The organism is Neisseria sp. SLRRB23, from assembly GCF_050896295.1.
GTDB lineage: Bacteria > Pseudomonadota > Gammaproteobacteria > Burkholderiales > Neisseriaceae > Neisseria.
In genome coordinates this window covers 1-1,784 of the sequence record NZ_JBPBFH010000065.1, presented here as the reverse complement: position 1 = coordinate 1,784, position 1,784 = coordinate 1, and the positions used below count along the sequence as shown (strand labels likewise).

Sequence of the window (1,784 nt, the reverse complement as noted above, 5' to 3'; positions counted from 1 at the left end):
TCGACCACAAGCTGTGGGGCGAAGTCGGCAGTCCCGACCATTTTGAAGCCGACAGCGGTTCGCCGTTTATGACGCCCCCAAATCCGACTATGCTGTCTGCCGGTATGGTTATGGTGCGCGCCGAACGAGGAACGGGAATCCCGTTCAGGTTGCCGCAACATTCGGCAGGGACGCGCAAGGCAACACCACGGCGGATGTTCAAGTAATCCCGCGTCCCGACCTCACGCCCGCAAGCGCGGAAGCACCTCACGCACAGCCGCCGCCCGAAGTATCGCCCGCGGAAAACCCCGCAAACAACCCGGACCCCGATGAGAACCCCGGCACGCGTCCCAATCCCGAACCCGATCCCGATTTGAATCCCGATGCAAATCCCGATACGGACGGACAGCCCGGAACAAGCCCCGATTCCCCGGCCGTTCCGGACCGCCCAAACGGCAGGCATCGCAAAGAAAGGAAACAAGGCGAAGACGGCGGGCTTTCGTGCGATTATTTTCCGGAAATCCTAGCCTGTCAGGAGATGGGCAAACCTTCGGACCGCATGTTTCACGATATAAGCATACCGCAGGTTACAGACGATAAAACATGGTCTTCACATAACTTTTTACCGTCTAACGGCGTATGTCCGCAGCCGAAAACCTTTCATGTTTTCGGCAGGCAATATCGGGCAAGCTATGAACCGTTGTGCGTGTTTGCCGAAAAAATCCGTTTTGCCGTACTGCTCGCCTTTATCATTATGTCGGCTTTTGTCGTTTTCGGTTCGTTGGGGGGGAATAAATGCCATTACTTGCCGGCCTGATTCCACTTTTAGGCATACTTCTGAAAATGCTGATTGTCAGAATCATCCTTGCAACAGGTCTGACATTCGTAACCTATGCCGGGTATCTCGCCGCACTGGAAAAGTTCAAAGGCTACACGGCAAATGCGATCAATTCCATGCCTTCCGACATATTGAACCTTCTTTTAATTTCGGGATTCGGTCAGGGGTTGGGCTACCTGTTCGGCGCATTCTCGTTCTTCATTGGTATGCACGCATTCAAAAAACTGACGTTTGTCTTTCCGGGATGAGGTAGAAGCATGATTTATCTGTTTACGGGAAACATGGGGGCAGGCAAAACCCTATGATTTTGAACAACGAAGACGGATTGTTCAAAATGAAATTGGAAGACGGCACGGAGGCAGACCGGCCGCTTTATTTCTGCCATATCGACGGATTGGACAAACGAAAATTCAATGCCCGCGAACTGGCGGAAGGGCAAATCATGTCCGCCCCGCTTCGTGATGTCATACCGGAAGGCGCGGTGCTGATTGTTGGCGAAGCGCACTACACTTACCCGGTACGCGCGGCAGGCCGTCCCGTTCCGCCCTATATTCAGGAACTGACAGAACTCCGCCATCACGGGCATACCGTCATTTTGATGACGCGGCACCCGAGCCAACTTGATATATTCGTCCGCAACCTTGTTTCAAAGCATGTACACCTTGAACGCAAGGCAATCGGCATGAAACAGTATTATTGGTATAAATGCGTAACCTCGTTGGACAATCCCGCGGGCGTAAGCGGCGTAGAAGCCGCAAATTGGAAACCGCCTAAAGAAGCCTTCAAATACTATAAATCATCAAGCCGGCACCAAAAGTTCAAGAAAAAAGTGCCTTGGGCTGCTGACGCGTTCCGGTCTGGATTNGGAAATGATGCGTCCGGAAGGATTGGCTGCAAACATCGGCTTGAAAGAGCAAGGTTATTACCTGAGCGAGATTCAGGCAGATGCTATTTTACGCATGAGCCT

1 protein-coding gene and 3 pseudogenes are annotated in these 1,784 nt (G+C 52.5%); all 4 read left to right on the top strand.

Features of this window, described 5'->3' with window-relative positions:
• A pseudogene (locus ACRPFF_RS10975) lies at nucleotides 1-128 on the top strand (D-alanyl-D-alanine carboxypeptidase); the annotation flags it as partial.
• Nucleotides 128-796: pseudogene (locus ACRPFF_RS10970) on the top strand (IgG-binding virulence factor TspB family protein); the annotation flags it as partial. The pseudogenes ACRPFF_RS10975 and ACRPFF_RS10970, both read left to right, overlap by 1 nt.
• Nucleotides 775-1,065, top strand: a complete 291-nt coding sequence (locus ACRPFF_RS10965; RefSeq protein ID WP_012503936.1) for a DUF2523 domain-containing protein — start codon at nucleotides 775-777, stop codon at nucleotides 1,063-1,065. The pseudogene ACRPFF_RS10970 and the gene ACRPFF_RS10965, both read left to right, overlap by 22 nt.
• Nucleotides 1,066-1,074: 9 nt before the next feature.
• Nucleotides 1,075-1,658: pseudogene (locus tag ACRPFF_RS10960) on the top strand (zonular occludens toxin domain-containing protein); the annotation flags it as partial.
• Nucleotides 1,659-1,784: the final 126 nt, after the last annotated feature.

What these genes read in the sequence shown, in the direction of transcription:
- ACRPFF_RS10965 (WP_012503936.1), top strand. Translation starts at nt 775, where the DNA reads ATGCCATTACTTGCCGGCCTGATTCCACTTTTAGGCATACTTCTGAAA.